This window comes from Diaphorobacter sp. LI3 (assembly GCF_022807955.1).
Classification (GTDB): Bacteria; Pseudomonadota; Gammaproteobacteria; order Burkholderiales; family Burkholderiaceae_C; genus Diaphorobacter; species Diaphorobacter nitroreducens.
The window spans coordinates 1,800,547-1,820,012 of record NZ_CP094346.1 but is presented as its reverse complement, the minus strand read 5'-3'; the positions used below and the strand labels follow the sequence as shown (position 1 = coordinate 1,820,012).

Below are 19,466 nucleotides of genomic sequence, written 5' to 3'. Positions count from 1 at the left end.
CGGGTTTGTACCGAGTTAGCCGCGAGTGATGCCATGCCTTCTTTTGATACCGTCTGTGAAGCCAACTTCGTCGAAGTGAAAAACGCCGTGGAGAACACCGCCAAGGAGATCGGCACGCGCTTCGACTTCAAGGGCACCTCTGCCGCCGTCGAGCTGAAAGACAAGGAAATCACGCTGTACGGCGACGCCGACTTCCAGCTGCAGCAGGTCGAGGACATCCTGCGCAACAAGCTCACCAAGCGCAACGTGGACGTGCGCTTCCTGGACGTGCAAAAGCCCCAGAAGATCGGCGGCGACAAGCTCAAGCAGGTGGTGAAGGTCAAGAACGGCATTGACAGCGAGCAGGCCAAGAAGATCCAGCGCCTGATCAAGGACAGCAAGCTCAAGCTGCAGGCGGCCATCCAGGAGGACAAGGTGCGCGTCACCGGCGCCAAGCGCGACGACCTGCAGGCCGCCATGGCGCTGATCCGCAAGGACATCGCCGACCTGCCGCTGACGTTCGACAACTTCCGCGACTGATGACTGCCCGCCGCCCATGCACAGCCTGACCCTGCGCCTGGCCGTCGCCCTGCTGGCGGTCACCGGCCTGCCCGCCGCCTACGCGCAAAGCGTGGCGCTGGCCGGCATCCTGGGCGGCAAGGCCCTGCTGGTGGTGGACGGCAGCGCGCCGCGCAGCGTGGCACCGGGCGGCTCCCACATGGGCGTGCGCGTGGTCTCGTTGGGCCGCGACGGCGTGGTGCTGGAGGTCGCGGGCGCGCAGCGCGCGATTCAGCTGGGCGAGTCGCCCGTGAGCATTGGCGGCAGCGCGGCCGGCCAGCGTATCGTGCTCAAGGCCGACGCGCGTGGGCATTTCATCAACAGCGGCTTCATCAACGGTCGCGTGATGCAGTACATGGTGGACACGGGCGCCACCACCGTGGCCATCGGCCGGCCCGACGCGCAGCGCATGGGCCTGAAGTTCGAACAGGGCCAGCCCGTGATGATGAACACCGCCAACGGCACGGCGCAGGGCTGGCGCATGCGGCTGGAGTCCGTGCGGGTGGGCGATGTGGAACTGCGCAGCGTGGACGCCATCGTCACCGCGGAGGCCATGCCCTATGTGCTGCTGGGCAACAGCTTCCTGCGCGAATTCCACATGAACCGCAGCGGCGACGAGATGGTGCTGCAACGCCGCCGCTGACGCGCGTCGCCCTCAGGCCCCCATGTCCGCACAGCCCCAACCCAGTGGCACCGATCCGTCGGGCAGCGACTACGAAGATCTGCTGGGCCAGTGGTCCGACCTGGAGTCCGCCCTGTCGGCGCTGCTCGCGCGGCCACGGCAGGCGCGCGACTTCGTGGCCAAGGTGCGCCAGTGCGACCGCTGGCTTCAGGACCTGGTGGCGCACGACATCGACGCCGCGCTGTACCTCATGTTCCAGCTCGCGGCCACCTCCACCGTGGGCTACAGCGCATCGCATGCCCTGGTGTGCGGCACGCTGTGCCACATCCTGGCGCAGGAGTTGCAGTTGCCGCCGCAGGAGTGCGACAGCCTGGTGCGCGCGGCGTTCACCATGAACATCGGCATGACGGCGCTGCAGGATGCGCTGGCCGTGCAGCGCGAGCCGCTCACGGCCGAGCAGCAGCAGGTCGTGGCCAGCCACCCTCGGCTTGGACTGGACATGCTGGAAGATCTGCAGGTCACCAACGACCTGTGGCTGGAGATCGTGGCGACGCACCATGCGCCCTCGTCCGACGCGGCCGTCCCCCTGGCGAGCCTGCCCGTACGGGAGCGGCTCACGCGCATCCTGAGCACCATCGACCGCTACGCGGCCCTGATCAGCCCGCGCAAGTCCCGCGCCGGCCGCAGCGCCACCGACTCGGTACGCGCCATCGTGGGCCAAGACAGCGACGCGCGCGACGAAGCCAGCCTCATGCTGGTGCGCACCGTGGGCCTGTGCCCGCCGGGCACGTTCGTGCGCCTGGACAATGGCGAGACGGCCGTCGTGCTGCGCCGCAGCGAGCGGGCGAACTTCCCGCTGGTGGCCAGCGTGCTGGATGCCAAGGGCGAGCCGCTGGCCTCGCCCGCGCTCTACCACACGGTGCGCGGACAGCCGCGCATCCAGTCGGCGCTGGCGCGGTCGGCGGTGACGGTGGAACTGCACAACCGCACCATGGTGCGCCTGGGGCTTTATGCGGCCCAGCGCACACAGACCCTGTCCCGCTGAAAAGCCGGGCCTGCCGCATCAGGAAACACACGGCACTGCGTGCCGCCTGCCGGGTGCGGACAGGCGCGTATCCGGCTTTTAGGCTTTCTTCTTGGAGCCCAGGCGCGATTCCTTGCCCTGCAGCAGGCGCTGGATGTTTTCCTTGTGGCGCCAGGCCAGCAGGCCCGACATCACGGCGATGGCCACGCCCACGCGCGCATCGGTGTACCACGCCACGCCACCGCCCAGCACGTAGAAGAACGGCGCGAACACCGCGGCCACCAGAGAGGCCAGCGACGAGTAGCGGAAGAAGAACGCAATGATCACCCAGGTGAGCAGCGTGGCCAGGCCCAGCCAGCCGCTGATGCCTATGAGCACTCCCAGCGCCGTGGCCACGCCCTTGCCGCCTTCAAAGCGGAAGAACACCGGCCACAGGTGGCCGAGGAACGCCGCCAGGCCGACCAGCGCCATGGTGCCCTCCTCCAGACCGTAGGGCGCGCCGAACCAGCGCACCAGCACCACGGGCAGCCAGCCCTTGAGCGCATCGAACAGCAGCGTGACGGCCGCCGCCGCCTTGGAGCCCGAGCGCAGCACGTTGGTGGCGCCGGGGTTCTTGCTGCCGTAGGTGCGCGGGTCGGACAGCCCCATCACGCGGCTGACGATGACGGCAAACGACAGGGAGCCCAGCAGGTAGGCGGCCACGGCAGCGGCAAGAGGCAAAAGGACAGTGCTCACGACAAGGGGCGCTCAGGGAAGGTGAATGACAAAAGCAAAACCGCCCTATTCTGCCAGCGCGCACTGCACCGGCCGCGCACCCAGCAGCTGCACGCAGACCTGCGGGTCCAACTGCACCAGAAAGCCGCGGCGCCCGCCGTTGATGGCGATGCGCGGCAACTGCAGGATGCTCTCCTCGATGAACACCGGCATCTGCTTGCGCGTGCCGAACGGCGAAGTGCCGCCCACCAGGTAGCCGCTGTGGCGGTTGGCCACCTCGGGCTTGCAGGGCTCCACGCTCTTGGCGCCGATCTGGCGCGCAAGGTTCTTGGTGGACACCTTGCAGTCGCCGTGCATGAGCACGATCAACGGCTTGGCGTCCTGGTCCTGCATCACCAGCGTCTTGACCACCACGTGTTCGTCCAATCCCAGCTGGCGCGCCGACTCCTCGGTGCCGCCATGCTCCACGTAGTCGTACGGGTGCTCCGTGAAGGCGACCTTGTGCGCGCGCAGCAGTTGCGTGGCAGGGGTTTCGCTCACGTGGGCGGTCTTGTCCTTCTTGGCCATAAACTCAAAAACAATAGCTGCCCGCGCTTACCAGTCAAGCGTTACAGGCCGATTCGATCCAAAACTCATTGCGCCGGATCGCGCATCTCCCAGCGCACCGCATCGATGGCGGCCAGCAGTTCGGGCGACAGGCGCGTGTCCCACGCATCCAGGTCTTCGTCCAGTTGCGCAAGGGATGTCACGCCGATGATGGTGCTGCTCACGCGCCATTGGTGGTAGCAGAAGGCCAGCGCCATCTGCGTGGGCGACAGGCCGTGGTCACGCGCCAGTTGGTTGTAGCGGCGCGCCGCAGCCAGCGCCTCGGGACGGCCCCAGCGCTGCTTGCGCACCGACTCATAGCGCGCGATGCGCGCCTGTTGCGGCGCACCCGCGTCGGTGGGCGCGTACTGGTCGAACTTGCCGGTGAGCAGGCCGAACGCCAGCGGCGAATACGCAAGCAGCGACACGCCCAGGCGGTGGCACGTCTCGTCCATGGCGTTTTCCCAGCTGCGGTTGAGCAGGCAGTACGGGTTCTGGACCGACGCCACGCGCGGCAGCCCGTGCTGCTCCGCCAGGCGCACGAACTCGTGCACGCCGTAGGGCGTCTCATTGGACAGGCCGACATAGCGCACCTTGCCCGCACGCACCAGGCCGGCCAGTGCCTCCAACTGGTCGTGGATGGGCGTGGTGCTGGCTTCCTTGGACGGGTCGTAGTACAGCGTGCCGAACGCGGGCACGTGCCGCTCGGGCCAGTGGATCTGGTACAGGTCGATCACGTCGGTCTGAAGCCGGCGCAGGCTGCCCTCACACGAGGCGACGATGTCCGCCGCCGTCATGCCCTGGCCCTTGCGGATCCACGGCATGCCGCGCGACGGGCCCGCCACCTTGGTGGCCAGCACCACCTTGCCCCGCATACCCGGGCGGCTGGCAAACCAGCGGCCGATGATGGATTCGGTAGCGCCACAGGTGGCCTCGCGCGCGGGCACGGCATACATCTCGGCCGTGTCGATGAAGTTCACGCCGCGCTCCAGCGCGCGGTCGAGGATGGCGTGCGCCGCCGGCTCCGCCACTTGTTCGCCAAAGGTCATGGTGCCCAGGCAGATCGGCGTGACGTGCAGGTCGCTGTGGCCAAGGGGAAGGGTATGCATGCAGGCTCCGAAAGACAGTTGCGCACGAGTTTACGGATTCGCGTCACATCGCGCAGGCCGCACCCACTCCGCCGCGTTGTCGCGGCCACGACGCGCCGCGGACGGTTCACCGCGAAATAATCCACCCATGTACCAAGCCCAACGCCCTTGCCGCACCGAGACCGTTCCCGTTCGCACGCTGCACTACCACGTGCGGGTCTGGGGCGAGCGCCCCGCCGATGCGCCGCCCCTCGTGCTGCTGCATGGCTGGATGGACGTAGGCGCGTCCTACCAGTTCGTGGTGGACGCCTTCAGCGCCGCCTTTGCCGCGAGCCGCCAGATCATCGCGCCGGACTGGCGCGGCTTCGGCCACACGCGCACGCCCGCACCGAGCGACAGCTACCACTTCGTGGACTACCTGGCCGACCTGGACCAGCTGCTGGACCACTATGCCGGCGAGCAGCCGGTAGACCTGGTGGGCCACAGCATGGGCGGCAACGTGGCCATGCTGTATGCCGGCGCGCGGCCATCGCGCATCCGCCGCCTGGTGAACCTGGAGGGCTTCGGCCTGCCCGCCACCCAGCCGGCGCAGGCCCCCCAGCGGCTGGCGCAGTGGATGGACGAGATCCGCCAGTTCGAGCGCGGCGACCTGGCCCTGAAGCACTACGACAGCGCCGATGGCGTGGCCCTGCGGCTGATGAAGACCAACCCGCGCCTGCCCTCGGACAAGGCCGCATGGCTCGCCCGCCATTGGGCGGCGCAAGATGCCCAGGGCCGCTGGCACATCCAGGGCGACGCGGCGCACAAGATCGTGAACCCGCAGCTGTACCGGGTGGACGAGGTGCTGGCGCTGTACCAGGCCATCACCGCGCCGGTGCTCTCGGTGCATGCCAGCGACGACAGCCTGGGCCAGTGGTGGAAGGGCCGCTACACGCTGCAGGAATACCACCAGCGCCTGACCCAGGTGCGCGACGTGCGGCATGCCGTCGTCGAGAACGCAGGCCACATGCTGCACCACGACCAGCCGCAGGCCGTGGCGGCGCTGATCGAGGCGTTCGTGGCCGGGCCGGCGCCCGCAGCCTGAGTCGACGCCTTGCGCACGCGGCGCTCGCGCTGCCCACGCTCGCCTGTGCGCCGTGCAACGGGCGCGGCCGCTGCTCACGGGCGGCCCCACCGCAGATATCCCCGCCGCGCAGCGCGGTGTCGTGGCAAGCGCTGCCGCCCGTGGCCGACAATCGGGCAACCGCGCTTTGCCGCTTTGTTGTCAGCCCACGAAAGGTAGCCCCACCGCATGGACCAGAACCGCGACGCCCACCCTCCCGCCACCCGCATCGGCATCGTCGGCTACGGCAATCTGGGGCGCGGCGTCGAGGCCTCAATCGCCAAGAACCCCGACATGGCGATCGCCGGCATCTTCACGCGCCGCGACCCCGCGCAGCTCCAGCCGCTGGGCGCAAGCGTTTCGGTGCACGGCATGGACAGCCTGTTGCGCCACAAGGGCGCTATCGATGTGCTGGTGCTGTGCGGCGGGTCCAAGGACGACCTGCCCTGGCAAAGCCCCGAGCTGGCCGCGCATTTCAATCTGGTGGACAGCTTCGACACCCATGCGCGCATCCCCCAGCATTTCGCCGCCGTGGACGCCGCGGCCCAGGCCGGCCAGACCACCGCACTGATCTCGGCCGGCTGGGACCCGGGCCTGTTCTCCATCAACCGCGTGGTGGGCGAGGCCCTGCTGCCCGACGGGGCCACCTACACTTTTTGGGGCAAGGGCCTGAGCCAGGGCCACTCCGACGCGGTGCGCCGCGTGCCCGGCGTGGCGGGTGGCGTGCAGTACACCATCCCCGTGCCCGAGGCAGTGGACAAGGTGCGCAGCGGCGTGCGGCCCGAGCTGTCCACGCGCGAAAAGCACCGGCGCGAGTGCTTCGTGGTGCTGCAGGACGGTGCCGACGCTGACGCGGTGCGCCGGGCCATCGTCGGCATGCCGCACTACTTTGACCAGTACGACACCACGGTGCAGTTCATCAGCGCCGAGGAACTGGCGCGCGACCATGGCGCCATGCCGCACGGCGGGTTCGTGATCCGCAGCGGCAACACCTCGGCGTCCAGCAGGCAGGTCATCGAATACCGACTGCAGCTGGACAGTAACCCCGAGTTCACCGCCAGCGTGCTGGTGGCCTATGCACGCGCGGTGCACCGCATGCACGCGGCGGGTCAGTTCGGTTGCAAGACCGTGCTGGACGTGGCGCCCGCCCTGCTGTCGGCCAAGAGTGCGGCGGAACTGCGCGAGCAGTTCCTGTAAGCCCCGCGGGCATCAGGCCAAAACAGCCTCTAGCACCCACCCATCAAGCGCAGATAGCTATTGTAAAGATAGCAACCACATATAACCCCGGTCGGTTCCCGGCGCTGCAGGGTGCGTTAGCGGGGGCATCAGCCCGCCATGAGAAAATCGCGCGTTATTCACAAGACACCACCAGGACACCCGCACCATGGAAGCAGAACGCATCAACCTCATCGGCACCACCCTCGAAGACCTGACCGAGCGGACCCAAGAGCTACGGAGGTATCTTTGACTACGATGCCAAGTTTGAACGCCTGCGCACCGTCAACGCATCGCTAGAAGACCCGGCTGTCTGGAACGACCCCAAGAAGGCCCAGGAGCTCGGCAAGGAAAAGAAGTCGCTCGACGCCGTGGTGCTGACGCTGCAAAAGCTCACCACCGAGCTGGCCGACAACGCCGAGCTCTACGAAATGAGCAAGGAAGAAGGCGACGAGGCGGGCCTGATGACCATCGAAGCCGAGGCCGAGAAGCTGCGCCCGCTCATCGAGGAGCTGGAATTCCGCCGCATGTTCAGCAATGAGGCCGACCCGCTGAACTGCTTCGTGGACATCCAGGCCGGCGCCGGCGGCACCGAGGCCTGCGACTGGGCCAGCATGCTGCTGCGCCAGTACCTGAAGTACGCCGAGCGCAAGGGCTTCAAGGCCACGGTGGAAGAAGAAACACCGGGCGACGTCGCCGGCATCAAGAGCGCCACGATCAAGATCGAGGGCGAGTACGCCTACGGCCTGCTGCGCACCGAGACCGGCGTGCACCGCCTGGTGCGCAAGTCGCCGTTCGACTCGTCGGGCGGGCGCCACACATCGTTCGCGTCGCTGTTCGTCTACCCCGAGATCGATGACTCCATCGAGATCAACATCAATCCGTCCGACGTGCGCACCGACACCTACCGTGCCTCGGGCGCGGGCGGCCAGCACATCAACAAGACCGATTCGGCCGTCCGTCTGACACACATCCCCACGGGGATCGTGGTGCAGTGCCAGGATGGCCGCAGCCAGCACAGCAACCGCGACGTGGCCTGGCAGCGCCTGCGCTCGCGCCTGTATGACTTCGAAATGCGCAAGCGCATGGAAGAGCAGCAGAAGCTGGAAGACACCAAGACCGACGTGGGCTGGGGCCACCAGATCCGCAGCTACGTGCTGGACAACAGCCGCATCAAGGACCTGCGCACCAACGTCGAAGTCTCCGCCACGCAGAAGGTGCTGGACGGCGACCTGGACGTGTTCATCGAAGCCTCGCTCAAGCAGGGTGTCTAAACAGGGCGTGCAAACGCGCCCGCACAGATTGGAAAGCCCATCGCCATGATGAGAGAAGGACAAGCCATCGCCATCCACCGTGCCGACTACGCGGCCCCCGCGTACTGGATCGACACGGTGGATCTCACCTTTGACCTGGACCCGGCCAAGACCCGCGTGCTGAGCCGCCTGCGCGTGCGCCGCAATGCCGACGTACCCGCGCAGCCGCTGCGCCTGGATGGCGACGAGCTGAACCTGGCGCGCGTGATGGTCAACGGCGCCGGCACCTCGTTCAAGCTGGACGGCGGCCAGCTGGTGCTGGAAAACCTGCCGGAGGGCACCGAGCCCTTCGAGCTGGAGATTTTCACCACCTGCGCGCCCGCCAAGAACACCCAGCTGTCGGGCCTGTACGTGAGCCAGGGCACCTTCTTCACGCAGTGCGAAGCCGAGGGCTTTCGGCGCATCACCTACTTCCTGGACCGCCCAGACGTCATGGCCAGCTACAGCGTGCTGCTGCGCGCCAGCAAGGCCGACTACCCCGTGCTGCTGTCCAACGGCAACCTGGTGGACAGCGGCGAGCTGGAAGACGGCCGCCACTTCGCCAAGTGGGTGGACCCGCACAAGAAGCCCAGCTACCTGTTCGCCCTGGTGGCCGGCAAGCTGGTCGCGCGCGAGCAGAAGATCAAGAGCCGCGCGGGGCGCGAGCATCTGCTGCAGGTGTACGTGCGCCCGGGCGACCTGGAGAAGACCGAGCACGCCATGAACTCCCTCATGGCCAGCATCGCGTGGGACGAGGCGCGCTTCGGACTGAGCCTGGACCTGGACCGCTTCATGATCGTCGCCACCAGCGACTTCAACATGGGCGCCATGGAAAACAAGGGCCTGAACATCTTCAACACGAAGTACGTTCTGGCCAGCCAGGCCACGGCGACGGACGTGGACTTCGCCAACATCGAGTCCGTAGTGGGCCACGAGTACTTCCACAACTGGACAGGCAACCGCGTCACCTGCCGCGACTGGTTCCAGCTGTCGCTCAAGGAAGGCCTCACCGTCTTTCGCGATCAGGAATTCAGCATGGACATGGCGGGCAGCCCGTCCGCGCGCGCCGTCAAGCGCATCGAGGACGTGCGCGTGCTGCGCACCGTGCAGTTCCCCGAGGATGCGGGCCCCATGGCCCACCCCGTGCGGCCCGACAGCTATGTCGAGATCAACAACTTCTACACCGTCACGATCTACGAGAAGGGCTCCGAGGTCGTGCGCATGCAGCACAACCTGGTCGGGCGCGACGGCTTTGCCAAGGGGCTGAAGCTGTACTTCGAGCGCCACGACGGCCAGGCCGTGACCTGCGACGACTTCGCCCAGGCCATGGCCGACGCCAACCCCGGCAGCCCGCTGGCCCAGCACCTGGAGCAATTCAAGCGCTGGTACTCCCAGGCAGGCACGCCGCGCGTGAAGGCCGTTGGCCAGTACGACGCCGACGCACGCCGCTACACGCTCACGCTGTCCCAAAGCTGCCCCGCCACGCCGGGCCAGCCCGACAAGCTGCCCTTTGTGATCCCCGTGACGCTGGGCCTGGTGGGCACCGACGGCCGCGCCCTGGCACTGCAGCTGGACGGCGAAGCCGCGGCGGGCGCTCCGGAGCGCACCGTGGTGCTGACCGAGGGCGAGATGACGCTCACCTTCACAGGGGTGGACGTGCCGCCCGTGCCCTCGCTGCTGCGCTCCTTCAGCGCACCGGTGGTCCTGGACTGCGAATACAGCGACGCCGAGCTGCTCACCCTGCTGGCGCACGACAGCGATGCCTTCAACCGCTGGGAAGCCGGCCAGCGCCTGATGCTGCGCATCGCTATCAATGCGATAGCTGATGGCGCTTTGCTGGCGGGCGTAAACGGCCAAAACGGCCAGAACCTCCTGCCCCAGCCGCTGGTGCAGGCCATGCGCGACGTACTGCGCCACCCCACGCTGGACGCAGCCTTCAAGGAACTGGTGCTGACCCTGCCGTCCGAGGGCTACATCGCCGAGCAGCTGGACACGGTGGACCCGCAGCGCGTGCATGCCGTGCGCGAGGCGCTGCGCGAGCAGCTGGCCCTGGCGCTGCGTGACGACTGGGTCTGGGCCTGGGAGGAGCACCACGCCACGGGCGGCTACCGCCCGGATGCCGTGTCGGCGGGCCGCCGCGCCCTGGCCGGCCTGGCCCTGGGCATGCTGTGCCTGGCCGCGCGTTCCAACGGCGACATCGTGTGGCCCGGCAAGACCTACCAGCGCTTCAAGGACGCGGGCAATATGACCGACCGCTTCAACGCGCTGGCGGCGCTGGTCGGCAGCGGCCACGAGTTGGCGGCGCCCGCGCTGGCGCGCTTTCATGCGCTGTTCAAGGACGACGCCTTGGTGCTGGACAAGTGGTTCGCGCTGCAGGCGGGCGCGCCCGACCGCGGCGGCCAGGTGCTGCCGGCCGTGCGCCAGCTCATGAAGCACCCGGACTTCCACATCAAGAACCCCAACCGCGCGCGCAGCGTGATCTTCAGTTACTGCAACGGCAACCCCGGGGGCTTTCACCGCACCGACGCCGCCGGCTACGTCTTCTGGGCCGACCGCGTGCTGGAGCTGGACAGTCTCAACCCCCAGGTGGCCGCCCGCCTGGCGCGCGCGCTGGACCGCTGGAAGAAGCTCGCCGAGCCTTACCGCACGGCCGCCCACGAAGCCATTTCCCGCGTGGCCGCCAAGTCCGACCTCTCCAACGACGTGCGCGAAGTCGTCACCCGCGCCCTTGCCGATTAAGAAAGGCCTCCATGACCGAACGTATCAGCCTCACCCGCTACCTTGTCGAGCAGCAGCGCGTCCATGGCCGCATCCCCCCGCAGCTGCGCTTGCTGGTGGAGGTGGTTGCGCGCGCCTGCAAGCGCATCAGCTTCGCCGTGAACAAGGGCGATCTCGGCGACGTGATGGGCACCGCCGGAACCGAGAACGTTCAGGGTGAGGTGCAGAAGAAGCTGGACATCATTGCGAACGAGGTGTTGATCGAAGCCAACGAATGGGGCGGGCATCTGGCTGCGATGGCGTCTGAGGAAATGGATGGGATCTATGTGGTGCCCAACCGCTTTCCCCAGGGCGAGTACCTGCTGATGTTCGACCCCCTGGACGGTTCGTCCAACATCGACGTCAACGTGAGCATTGGCACCATTTTCTCGGTGCTGCACAAGCACCATGACGATCCCACCACCGACGAACCCGTCACCGAAGCCGACTTCTTGCAACCCGGCCACCAGCAGGTCGCCGCAGGCTACTGCATCTATGGCCCGCAGACCACGTTGGTGCTGACCGTGGGCGACGGCGTGGCCATGTTCACGCTGGACCGCGAACAGGGCTCCTTCGTGCTCACGCGCGAGAACATCCGTATTCCCGAAGACACCAAGGAATTCGCGATCAACATGAGCAATATGCGCCACTGGGATGCGCCCGTGCGCCGCTACATCGACGAATGCCTGCAGGGCAAGGAAGGCCCGCGCGGCAAGGACTTCAACATGCGCTGGATCGCCAGCATGGTCGCCGACGTGCACCGCATCCTGATGCGCGGCGGCATCTTCATGTACCCCTGGGACAAGCGCGAGCCAAACAAGCCCGGCAAGCTGCGCCTGATGTATGAGGCGAATCCCATGGGCTGGCTGGTTGAGCAGGCCGGCGGCGCCGCCACCAACGGCCGCCAGCGCATCCTGGACATCCAGCCCGCCCAGTTGCACGAACGCGTGAGCGTGATCCTGGGCTCAAAGAATGAGGTCGATCGCGTGACAAGTTACCACTCCGGTATATAATGTGAGTCTTCGCCGGTGTAGCTCAGTCGGTAGAGCAGCTCATTCGTAATCGGAGCGTTGCTCTAGACAGTCTGGACTACAAGGCAAGCAATACAAGGCTTCGGGAGTGCCAGCGGCGTAGCCGCAGTGACGAACGAACACGGTTTGAACAAGTTTCGGTTTTTGCCGGCATAGCTCAGTTGGTAGAGCAGCGCATTCGTAATGCGAAGGTCGGGGGTTCGACTCCTCTTGCCGGCACCACTTGAAGTAGGAAGGGCAGCTCACGCGAGCTGCCCTTTTTGCTATGGAGGCTGGGCAGCGATGGCAGACAACGGGAACGGTAGCGCGACTCTAGACCCGCAGCTCACGGGCAACGTGGGGCTGTACTACTGCTGCTACCGCCTGTCCCTGCTCGGGTGGAATGTCATGCCGACCGCGCGCAACGCCCGCGGCGTCGACATCATCGCCTACAGCCGCGACGCCTCCCGCTTCGTCGGCGTCCAGGTCAAGGCGCTGAGCAAGCGCAACCCCGTTCCGCTCGGCACGAGCCTCGACAAAATCATGGGCGACTTCTGGGTCATCGTGAACAAGGTCGCCACGCCCACACCATCCGCTTTCATCCTTCTGCCGTCCGAGGTGCGCGAGCGCGCCCACCGGGGCGAGAAGGACGGCCGGGTGTCCTTCTGGCTGCAACCGGCCGACTACGAGCAGGACCAGTTCCGCGAGGCCTGGGAGCGCATCGGCCACGGCGGCGTCTAATCCCGCGACATGCCGAAAAACGGCAACTTCCTACCTTCCACGGCAACCCTGCCGCCTGCAATCGTTTATGGACGCGCACTTGACCGGCGCGTGAAACTCCTCTCGATCGCGCGATGAGCTGGGGACGCCCGGCGTCCATCAACCTGCTTTGGAGAGAAAACATGAACACCTGCACCACTGAATCCCCGAAAGTCGCCGGCATCCATGAACTGGCGCGCGAGCACCTGACGACCCTCTGCGACGAGTTCCTAGACGGCGATCCTGTGCGGATCGTGTCTGCCTGGCGCATGGCCGAGCGCATGGACCCCGAGGACCTCGCAGATTCCTACGAGGGACCCTATGGGTTGCGCCTGCGGGTCATCGACGACCTGGGCTGCGAGCAAGCAGAGGCCGGCTGCCATGAGCGCGACTGCTACGAGGCCTTCGCGGCGCTCCGGCTGGCCTACGGCAAGGACTGGCCGCGCGAGGCTTTGCGGGACTACTGCACTGTCTTTGAGGGATTCGAGGCCTCAAGGGCCGATGCCATCGCATCAATCAGGTGGGACAACGCTCGCAGCTCTTACGACATCCACAAGTTCTGCGACGGCAAGCCCGAGAAGAAGGCCGCCTGATAGGTTGTCGGAGCGTGGCGCTACCCAGACTGATGAAACGAAAGGACATCCTCATGGGGAGGTCCTTTCTACGCACGACGGGGCAAAGTCAGCCCTGGCCCTGATCCACTGCGGTGAGGAAGCGCTTGAGCGCGTGGTAGGCCTTGCTGTCGGTCTGGCCGTCGATGACCGCGTCCTCGGCGTAGCCGCCAGTGGTCTGGACCCGCAGCCAGGTGCGCTGCGACGTCGTGATCTTGCGGACGAGGTCCAGCGGCACGATGAAGCCCTTGCGGGATTCCTTGGTCGCGGCGCCCAGCTCGTTGAAGTTGGTGAAGGTCTGCATGGTCGTCAGGTCGTAGGTCTGCCCGTCGATGTTCAGCTTGGCCCCGGTGATGGCCTTGATGTCGTTGAACAGGTAGACGACGAGGACCGCGTCGGCCGGGGTCTTGGAGTTCCAGTGCGCTCCTAGCCCGGTGCAGAGCATGCCCTTGCAGGCGTTGCCATGGCCATTGATGGCTACGACCCGCGCGCCGTCGAAGCCGCTACGGGTTACGTTGGGTCCTGTGCCTGAGGTGGTCGAGCAGCCGGCGAGTGCGGCCAGGGCGAGGATCGATGAGAGCGCGAGCGCGCGGGCGATGCTTGTCATGAGTGCTCCTTGCGGTTGTTGTGGATGTTGGCCAAGTCGCCGGGATGACAGACGCCGCGCCTCCATCGCATGCATCTTGGTTATTCCAATACTAACGAGTCCCAGCGCGCTAGGCAGCCAACTTTCATAACCGGCTGCACCGAGGCCGCTCGGAACCGCGCCCCGACGGCCCTCCGGTCTCACCGGGCGACCCGTGCCGCTTCCGGATGCCTCGGCCTAGGCGCTGAGCCACGCCGAACCTAATCGGGCCTCCTGGGCTCGTCTGGCGCTCGGGCAAACGTTGGTGTTTTCGCGTGCGCCCCCATGGCAATATGTGAATCGTCGGCGCCAGCAGCCGGCGCTCGGCCTTCGGCGGCCCAAACAGCCGAGACCCGCCCCGGCACCGACTGACGGGGAGAGTCGGGTCCATCTCTGCGACGCACAGCAGGCAGTCATTCCCGCGGCACGGCCGCAACGACTGACCTGGAGCACCAGAGATGGCATACGAACCGAAGAAATTCACCCCTGCGGAGCTGGCCGAGCTCCACGCACTCCCCGACGAGGCGCTGCTCACCGCCCAGGAGGCTTCCGCCTTCCTGCGCCTCAAGTACAACACCCTGTCCTGGTACCGCTGCAACGGCGGCGGCCCCGCATTCGTCCGCGTCGGGCCGAAGCTGATCCGCTACCGTCTCGGAGACCTGCGCGAGTACATGAAGGGCCAGCCGATGGGCGAAGGCGTCCAGCGTGCGGCCATGGCAATGCTCGCAGCCCGCACCGCCAAGGCGGAGGGCTGACCATGGACGCGAAAAAAGAAAACGCCCGCGGGCAAGGCGGGCGCAAAGAGTCCTACAGGAGGGAGATGGAGCATGCAGAAGCTCACGAGAGCAATCATGCCCCGGCCCAAGCTGGTCTTACGCCATCGTTCGACGTCGAGGGCCTTATCCGCGCGGGCCTCACGCTGATCCCGCTGCACCGCTGGAACGCCATCGATGCGAGGGGCCGCCAGCGGGGCAAGTCCCCGCTCGACCCTGCATGGCAGGCGAAGGACTACGATAGCCGCGAGGTGCTGGAGCGCGCGAGGCGCGCCGGCCTGAACGTGGGCGTGCGCCTGCCGCCGAACTGGGTCGTGCTCGACGTCGATCCCCGCAACTTCCCCGAGGGCCGCGACACGCTGGCCGAGCTCGTCCGCGACGCGGGCCTGGACCTCTCGCAGGCGCCGCACGTCCGCACGGGCTCGGGCGGGCACCACTACTACTTCCGCAAGCCCGCCGACGTGCAGCTCCTCGACAGCCTGGAGGACTACCCCGGCCTGGAGTTCAAGAGCCACGGGCGGCAGGTCGTCGCGCCGGGGTCGATCCACCCGTGCGGTAGGCTCTACGAGTGGGACGACCTCGCGCCGTTCCCCGAGGAGGCGCCCCCGATGCCGGACAGGCTGCTGGCGATGGCGCGCCGCCCGGTTCGTGCACATGGCGAGGCTGCGGGCTTCGGCGAGCTGACACCCGAGAAGCTGGCCGAGACCCTGGAGCAGATCGACCCGACCGACTTCCGCGACCACGACACCTGGCGCGACCTGATGATGGCCTGCCACCACGCGACGGCCGGCGAGGGACGGCAGGAGTTCATCGACTGGAGCACGCAGGACCCGAACTACCTGGACGACGCCTGGATCATCGGGCGCCGGTGGGACTCCCTGCACGCCAGCCCCTCGGGTGGGCGGCGCGGTCGCCCTGTCACCATCAAGTTCCTGCACAAGGTCGTGCAGGAGGCAGGCGGCGAGGTGGCGCGCCCTGACCCCGAGGACGACTTCGACGCCTGGGACGAGCCCGATGACCTCGGCCAGGGCGTGGACGACGCAGCCCTGCGTGAGCCGCCGAAGGTCTCTGGCCTCGACGCGATCATCGAGGAGATGAACGCCCGACACTACGTCGTTCTGGACAGCGGCTTCCAGGTCATCACCGAGGAGCACGACCCCATCTTCGACGGCCGCGTCCGCTACCAGCGTCTGTCCAAGAGCGACTTCCGCTCGGCCTACGAGAACCAGCTCGTCGAGAAGGGTGACAAGCTGGTGACCAGGGGCGACCTGTGGCTCAGGAGCCCGCACCGCCGCACCTACAAGGGCATCATCTTCGACCCGGCGCGCGAGCACGAGGGCTGGCTCAACATGTGGAAGGGCTGGGCCGTCGAGCCCAAGCCGGGCGACTGGTCGCTGCTACGCGAACTCATCCGCGACGTGCTCACCGACGGGGACGCCGAGTCCTTCGAGTACGTCCTCAACTGGATGGCCTTCATGTTCCAGCACCCCGAAAAGGTCGCCGAGGTGGCGATCGCGTTCAAGGGCGCGAAGGGCACCGGCAAGGGCACGCTCGGCCGCGCACTGTTCAAGCTGGCAGGCGCGAGCGGGTTGCACATCAGCTCGCCGGGGCACCTCGTCGGCCGGTTCAACTCGCACCTGCAGAACTGCGTGTGCCTGTTCGCCGACGAAGCATTCTGGGCTGGCGACAAGGCGGGCGAGGCAGTGCTCAAGCAGCTCGTGACCGAGCCGACGCTTACCTATGAGGGCAAGGGGCGCGACGCCGTGACGGGCCGCAACCACGTGCACATCATCATGGCGTCCAACAACGACTGGGTCGTCCCGGCCGGCATGGACGGGGAGCGCAGGTTCGCGGTGTTCAACGTCAACGAGCGCCGCCGCGGGGACCGCGAGTTCTTCCTCGCCCTGAATCGCCAGCTCGACGAGGGCGGGCTCGCCGGCCTGCTGCAAGACATGCTGACGCGGGACATCCGCGAATGGCACCCGCGCGACAGCGTGCCGCAGACCGAGGCACTGGCCGAGCAGATCGAGATGAGCCAGGGGGCCGAGGAGTCCTGGTGGGACGGCCTGCTTGAGACCGGCCGCTTGCCCCACTTCATGGGCGACCTGCCCTGGCACGAGCAGGCCGTCGAGGTGGATACCGACGAACTCCACGCGGACTATGTGGCGCACGCGAAGATGCTCGGCGTGAGGCCCAGGTGCGTATTCCACGCGATGGCGGACACGATTCCATGCTGATGGCGGACAGTGTTCCAGCGTGATGGCGGACAGTGTTCCACGCTGAAGGCGGACAGCATTCCAAACTGATGGCGGACACCTGCGGGGTGTTCTGAGTGACCCGAACGCGGCATACGCTGCCCGGTTTTTTGACCGGAACCAGCGATGCCCACACCCAGGGTCACCATGAGCAAACTACGACACACACTGCAACTGCTGCACCGCGGGGCCTTGAGCACCCGTCAAATCGGTGCCGCCCTCGGCATCTCCAAATCCACTGTCAGCGAGATAGCCAGCTACGCGCGCGTGGCCGGCGTGGACTGGGCACTGGCCCAGAGCCTGAACGACGACGAACTCCAGGCCCGGCTCTACAAGCCACCCGTGGCGCGCGAGTCCCGGCACCTTGAACCCGACCACGCCCACATCCACCGCGAACTGCGCCGACCTGGCGTGACGCTGCAGTTGCTTTGGGAGGAATACCAGCAACAGCACAGCGGGCAGGCGTACAAGTACAGCGCCTTCTGCGAGAAGTACAAGGCCTGGGCCCGGCGCCTGCAGCGCTCCATGCGCCAGACCCACACGGGCGGTGACAAGCTCTTTGTGGACTACGCCGGCCAGACCGTTCCCGTGGTGGATGCCGACACTGGCGAGATACGCCAGGCCCAGGTCTTCGTGGCCGTGCTGGGCGCATCGAACTACACCTACGCCTGCGCCACCGCCAGCCAGAAGACCACCGACTGGGTGGCCAGCATCATTAGCGCGCTGGAGTTCATCGGCGGCGTGCCCCGCCTGCTGGTGCCTGACCAGCCGCGCGCCCTCATGGCCCGACCCGACCGTTACGAGCCCACCGCGCACCGCCTGCTCGAAGAGCTCTGTGCGCACTACAGCCTGGCCGTGATGCCCGCGCGCCCGGCCAAGCCACGCGACAAACCCAAGGTGGAGGTCGCTGTGCAGGTGGTCGAGCGCTGGATTCTGGCCAGGCTGCGCCACCAGACCTTCTTCAGCCTGGCCGAGCTCAACCGGGCGATTGCCGCCTTGCTGGTGGACTTGAACCAGCGCGCGTTCAAGAAGCTGCCGGGCAACCGCACTAGCGCCTTCGCCGAACTCGACCGGCCAGCCCTGCGCCCCCTGCCGCCGGTGCGCATGCCCATCGCGCGCTTCAAACCCGCCCGCGTCAACATCGATTACCACGTTGAGCTCGATGGCCACTACTACTCGGTGCCCCACGCCCTGGTGGGTGAGCCGGTGGAGTTGCGCATCACGGCCGGCACGCTCGAAGTCCTGCACGGCAGCAAACGCGTGGCCGCCCACGCCCTCAATCCCCGACGGGGTGCACACACCACCACGCCCGAGCACATGCCGGCCTCGCACCGGGCGCACCTGCAGTGGACGCCGGCCAAGCTCATCGCCTGGGGTGAGCGCGTGGGCGCGGCCACCGCCGCCGTGGTGCGCTGGCAGATGGAGCACCGCCAGCATCCCGAGCAGGGTTACCGCTCCTGTCTGGGCCTCATGCGCCTGGGCCGTGAGTACGGGGCTGACCGGCTGGAGGCCGCCTGTGCGCGGGCGCAGTCGATTCGCTCACCGTCCTACAAGAGCATCGCCTCCATCCTGGGCTGCGGCCTGGACCAGCGGCCGCTGGATGCGCCGATGGCCGCACAGGCGAGCCTGCCGCTGCACGAGAACGTGCGCGGGCCGGGCTACTACCACTGAACTCCAACGTGCAAGCAAACCTAACAAGGAAGAACCATGCTCAACGAACAGACCTTGAACCAACTGCGCGCCCTGCGCCTGGACGGCATGGTGGCCGCCCTCAGCGACGCGGCCACCCACATCACGGCCAGCGAGCTGCCCTTTGAACAACGCCTGGCGCTGCTGGTGCAGCGCGAGGTGGACTGGCGTGACAGCAAGCGCCTGGAGCGCCTGTTGAAGGCGGCCCGCCTGAAGGTCTCCAGTGCCTGCCTGGAGGACATCGACTGGCGCGCCAGCCGGGGCCTGAGCCGAGAGGTCATCACCAGCCTGGCCGGCGGGGACTGGCTGCGCCATGGCCACAACGTGCTGCTCACCGGCGCCACCGGGTGCGGCAAGACGTGGCTCGCCTGCGCACTGGGGCAGCAGGCCGCGCGCCTGGGCTTCTCGGTGCTCTACACCCGCGCGCCACGGCTGCTGCAGGAGCTGCACGTGGCCCACGGCGATGGCAGCCTGGGCAAACGGCTGGCGCAACTGGCGCGGCTGGACCTGCTCATCCTGGACGACTTCGGCATCGCGCCGATTGCCGCGCACGAGCGAAACGACCTGCTGGAATTGCTGGACGACCGGGTGGGCACGCGCTCGACGCTCATCACCAGCCAGTTGCCGGTGACGGCCTGGCACGCCTGGCTGGACGAGCCCACGCTGGCCGACGCCATCCTGGACCGCATCGTGCACGGCTCGCACAAGATAGCCCTCAAGGGCGAGTCGATGCGCAAGCTCACCAAGGCCGTCTGAGCCGGCCGCGCCGACCGCCATTCCACGCTGATGGCGGACACTTCGGCTACGA

18 protein-coding genes and 1 tRNA gene are annotated in these 19,466 nt (G+C 67.2%); 15 read left to right on the top strand and 4 right to left on the bottom strand.

Going from position 1 to position 19,466, the window contains the following annotated elements:
• Positions 1 to 33 precede the first annotated feature (33 nt).
• From MRB47_RS08455 to MRB47_RS08445, 3 genes are read left to right on the top strand one after another with little or no spacing between them, the layout of a single operon-like run.
• Positions 34 to 519, top strand: a complete 486-nt coding sequence (locus MRB47_RS08455) for a YajQ family cyclic di-GMP-binding protein (RefSeq protein ID WP_047350459.1) — start codon at positions 34 to 36, stop codon at positions 517 to 519.
• A 16-nt stretch (positions 520 to 535) separates the two neighbouring features.
• Complete coding sequence (locus tag MRB47_RS08450; RefSeq protein WP_252102434.1) at positions 536 to 1,180, top strand: TIGR02281 family clan AA aspartic protease; 645 nt, start codon at positions 536 to 538, stop codon at positions 1,178 to 1,180.
• Positions 1,181 to 1,202: 22 nt separating this feature from the next.
• Entirely contained in the window at positions 1,203 to 2,204 is a 1,002-nt protein-coding gene (locus MRB47_RS08445; RefSeq protein WP_252102433.1) for an HD-GYP domain-containing protein, read from the top strand.
• A gap of 78 nt (positions 2,205 to 2,282) precedes the next feature.
• Here MRB47_RS08445 and plsY read toward each other — a convergent pair whose 3' ends face one another.
• The 3 genes from plsY to MRB47_RS08430 form a co-directional block, all read right to left on the bottom strand.
• On the bottom strand, positions 2,283 to 2,918 hold the full coding sequence (plsY, locus tag MRB47_RS08440) for a glycerol-3-phosphate 1-O-acyltransferase PlsY (protein WP_088886456.1): 636 nt from the start codon (positions 2,916 to 2,918) through the stop codon (positions 2,283 to 2,285).
• Positions 2,919 to 2,963: 45 nt separating this feature from the next.
• The gene (ybaK, locus tag MRB47_RS08435; RefSeq protein WP_047350456.1) at positions 2,964 to 3,464 is read right to left on the bottom strand and encodes a Cys-tRNA(Pro) deacylase; all 501 of its coding nucleotides are present in this window, start codon (positions 3,462 to 3,464) and stop codon (positions 2,964 to 2,966) included.
• A 65-nt stretch (positions 3,465 to 3,529) separates the two neighbouring features.
• Positions 3,530 to 4,591: an aldo/keto reductase gene (locus MRB47_RS08430; protein ID WP_252102432.1), complete on the bottom strand. Its 1,062-nt coding sequence runs from the start codon at positions 4,589 to 4,591 to the stop codon at positions 3,530 to 3,532.
• A 127-nt stretch (positions 4,592 to 4,718) separates the two neighbouring features.
• Between MRB47_RS08430 and MRB47_RS08425 the strand changes: the two genes are divergently transcribed.
• The 8 genes from MRB47_RS08425 to MRB47_RS08390 all read left to right on the top strand — a co-directional run bounded on the left by MRB47_RS08425 (position 4,719) and on the right by MRB47_RS08390 (position 13,298).
• Positions 4,719 to 5,654 (top strand): alpha/beta fold hydrolase, encoded by a 936-nt coding sequence (locus tag MRB47_RS08425; protein ID WP_252102431.1) that lies wholly within the window; start codon positions 4,719 to 4,721, stop codon positions 5,652 to 5,654.
• Positions 5,655 to 5,861: 207 nt separating this feature from the next.
• Complete coding sequence (locus tag MRB47_RS08420) at positions 5,862 to 6,869, top strand: diaminopimelate dehydrogenase (RefSeq protein ID WP_252102430.1); 1,008 nt, start codon at positions 5,862 to 5,864, stop codon at positions 6,867 to 6,869.
• Between the two features lie 187 nt (positions 6,870 to 7,056).
• Positions 7,057 to 8,161 (top strand): peptide chain release factor 2 gene (gene prfB / locus MRB47_RS08415; protein ID WP_123675606.1). Its coding sequence is split into 2 segments (ribosomal slippage): positions 7,057 to 7,137 and positions 7,139 to 8,161, totalling 1,104 coding nucleotides; the frame shifts between segments, so codons are not numbered across the junction.
• A gap of 48 nt (positions 8,162 to 8,209) precedes the next feature.
• On the top strand, positions 8,210 to 10,918 hold the full coding sequence (gene pepN, locus MRB47_RS08410) for an aminopeptidase N (RefSeq protein ID WP_252102605.1): 2,709 nt from the start codon (positions 8,210 to 8,212) through the stop codon (positions 10,916 to 10,918).
• A gap of 11 nt (positions 10,919 to 10,929) precedes the next feature.
• Complete coding sequence (locus MRB47_RS08405) at positions 10,930 to 11,949, top strand: class 1 fructose-bisphosphatase (protein ID WP_015913677.1); 1,020 nt, start codon at positions 10,930 to 10,932, stop codon at positions 11,947 to 11,949.
• Between the two features lie 164 nt (positions 11,950 to 12,113).
• Positions 12,114 to 12,189 (top strand) — tRNA-Thr (locus MRB47_RS08400).
• 60 nt (positions 12,190 to 12,249) lie between these two features.
• Positions 12,250 to 12,687, top strand: a complete 438-nt coding sequence (locus MRB47_RS08395) for a hypothetical protein (protein WP_252102429.1) — start codon at positions 12,250 to 12,252, stop codon at positions 12,685 to 12,687.
• Positions 12,688 to 12,848: 161 nt separating this feature from the next.
• Positions 12,849 to 13,298 (top strand): hypothetical protein, encoded by a 450-nt coding sequence (locus tag MRB47_RS08390; protein ID WP_252102428.1) that lies wholly within the window; start codon positions 12,849 to 12,851, stop codon positions 13,296 to 13,298.
• Positions 13,299 to 13,386: 88 nt separating this feature from the next.
• Here MRB47_RS08390 and MRB47_RS08385 read toward each other — a convergent pair whose 3' ends face one another.
• Entirely contained in the window at positions 13,387 to 13,923 is a 537-nt protein-coding gene (locus MRB47_RS08385) for a hypothetical protein (protein ID WP_252102427.1), read from the bottom strand.
• 476 nt (positions 13,924 to 14,399) lie between these two features.
• On the opposite strand from MRB47_RS08385, the gene MRB47_RS08380 reads away from it, so the two are divergent.
• From MRB47_RS08380 to istB, 4 genes are all read left to right on the top strand, one after another.
• Positions 14,400 to 14,696 (top strand): helix-turn-helix transcriptional regulator, encoded by a 297-nt coding sequence (locus tag MRB47_RS08380; protein WP_252102426.1) that lies wholly within the window; start codon positions 14,400 to 14,402, stop codon positions 14,694 to 14,696.
• Positions 14,697 to 14,698: 2 nt separating this feature from the next.
• Entirely contained in the window at positions 14,699 to 16,951 is a 2,253-nt protein-coding gene (locus tag MRB47_RS08375) for a bifunctional DNA primase/polymerase (protein WP_252102425.1), read from the top strand.
• A gap of 144 nt (positions 16,952 to 17,095) precedes the next feature.
• The gene (gene istA / locus MRB47_RS08370) at positions 17,096 to 18,640 is read left to right on the top strand and encodes an IS21 family transposase (RefSeq protein ID WP_252100662.1); all 1,545 of its coding nucleotides are present in this window, start codon (positions 17,096 to 17,098) and stop codon (positions 18,638 to 18,640) included.
• Positions 18,641 to 18,676: 36 nt separating this feature from the next.
• Positions 18,677 to 19,414, top strand: coding sequence for an IS21-like element helper ATPase IstB (gene istB, locus MRB47_RS08365; RefSeq protein WP_011805003.1), 738 nt, complete (start codon positions 18,677 to 18,679; stop codon positions 19,412 to 19,414).
• Positions 19,415 to 19,466 lie beyond the last annotated feature (52 nt).

What these genes read in the sequence shown, in the direction of transcription:
- MRB47_RS08455 (WP_047350459.1), top strand. Translation starts at nt 34, where the DNA reads ATGCCTTCTTTTGATACCGTCTGTGAAGCCAACTTCGTCGAAGTGAAA.
- MRB47_RS08450 (WP_252102434.1), top strand. Translation starts at nt 536, where the DNA reads ATGCACAGCCTGACCCTGCGCCTGGCCGTCGCCCTGCTGGCGGTCACC.
- MRB47_RS08445 (WP_252102433.1), top strand. Translation starts at nt 1,203, where the DNA reads ATGTCCGCACAGCCCCAACCCAGTGGCACCGATCCGTCGGGCAGCGAC.
- ybaK (WP_047350456.1), bottom strand. Translation starts at nt 3,464, where the DNA reads ATGGCCAAGAAGGACAAGACCGCCCACGTGAGCGAAACCCCTGCCACG.
- MRB47_RS08430 (WP_252102432.1), bottom strand. Translation starts at nt 4,591, where the DNA reads ATGCATACCCTTCCCCTTGGCCACAGCGACCTGCACGTCACGCCGATC.
- MRB47_RS08425 (WP_252102431.1), top strand. Translation starts at nt 4,719, where the DNA reads ATGTACCAAGCCCAACGCCCTTGCCGCACCGAGACCGTTCCCGTTCGC.
- MRB47_RS08420 (WP_252102430.1), top strand. Translation starts at nt 5,862, where the DNA reads ATGGACCAGAACCGCGACGCCCACCCTCCCGCCACCCGCATCGGCATC.
- pepN (WP_252102605.1), top strand. Translation starts at nt 8,210, where the DNA reads ATGAGAGAAGGACAAGCCATCGCCATCCACCGTGCCGACTACGCGGCC.
- MRB47_RS08405 (WP_015913677.1), top strand. Translation starts at nt 10,930, where the DNA reads ATGACCGAACGTATCAGCCTCACCCGCTACCTTGTCGAGCAGCAGCGC.
- MRB47_RS08395 (WP_252102429.1), top strand. Translation starts at nt 12,250, where the DNA reads ATGGCAGACAACGGGAACGGTAGCGCGACTCTAGACCCGCAGCTCACG.
- MRB47_RS08390 (WP_252102428.1), top strand. Translation starts at nt 12,849, where the DNA reads ATGAACACCTGCACCACTGAATCCCCGAAAGTCGCCGGCATCCATGAA.
- MRB47_RS08385 (WP_252102427.1), bottom strand. Translation starts at nt 13,923, where the DNA reads ATGACAAGCATCGCCCGCGCGCTCGCGCTCTCATCGATCCTCGCCCTG.
- MRB47_RS08380 (WP_252102426.1), top strand. Translation starts at nt 14,400, where the DNA reads ATGGCATACGAACCGAAGAAATTCACCCCTGCGGAGCTGGCCGAGCTC.
- MRB47_RS08375 (WP_252102425.1), top strand. Translation starts at nt 14,699, where the DNA reads ATGGACGCGAAAAAAGAAAACGCCCGCGGGCAAGGCGGGCGCAAAGAG.
- istA (WP_252100662.1), top strand. Translation starts at nt 17,096, where the DNA reads ATGCCCACACCCAGGGTCACCATGAGCAAACTACGACACACACTGCAA.
- istB (WP_011805003.1), top strand. Translation starts at nt 18,677, where the DNA reads ATGCTCAACGAACAGACCTTGAACCAACTGCGCGCCCTGCGCCTGGAC.